This is a genomic window from Mesorhizobium sp. M7A.F.Ca.ET.027.03.2.1, from assembly GCF_003999175.1.
In the GTDB taxonomy this organism is placed as follows: domain Bacteria; phylum Pseudomonadota; class Alphaproteobacteria; order Rhizobiales; family Rhizobiaceae; genus Mesorhizobium.
This window is the reverse complement of the sequence record NZ_RZOM01001898.1, coordinates 1-457: the sequence shown is the minus strand read 5'-3', so window position 1 is coordinate 457 and position 457 is coordinate 1. Positions and strand designations below refer to the sequence as shown.

The 457-nt window shown below is 64.6% G+C and carries 1 protein-coding gene and 1 tRNA gene; both read right to left on the bottom strand.

Annotated elements, in window-relative coordinates; all coding sequences use genetic code 11:
* Positions 1-210 precede the first annotated feature (210 nt).
* A tRNA-Gly gene (locus EN750_RS38665) sits at positions 211-285 on the bottom strand.
* Positions 276-457: hypothetical protein (locus EN750_RS40225; RefSeq protein ID WP_210212821.1), on the bottom strand; the 182-nt coding region annotated here is incomplete at its 5' end. The genes EN750_RS38665 and EN750_RS40225, both read right to left, overlap by 10 nt.

Genomic DNA, 457 nt, shown 5'->3' with positions numbered 1-457 from the left:
ATCCATGGCATATCGATCGCCCGCGACGCAAATTCCGGAGCCGCCTCGCTCTACGCGCGGACAACCTGTTGAGGCTCAACACCCAGGTCGGATGGGCAGCCCTACGTTCCCGGCTTCGGCTGGAAACGTCGTCCCCCCGCTCCCCGGCGCCAGATAGCAAAAAGGCCCGGTTACCCGGGCCCTTTATGCTTTTCAAATCCAAAGAAGATTTGGAGCGGGTGAAGCGATTCGAACGCTCGACCCCAACCTTGGCAAGGTTGTGCTCTACCCCTGAGCTACACCCGCTCGCACGGCGCTTGGCCGCAAGCCGGGCCTATATGGCTGAAGAGCGCGGCGATTGCAACAGGGAAATCGCAGGCTTTTTGCGACACGATGCGCGGGGCCGGCAAGCCGCCGGCGGCGCGTGAGTGGCGGGCGGCGGGGCGCCAGCGCGAAGGGCGGTGCAGCTCACCATGAC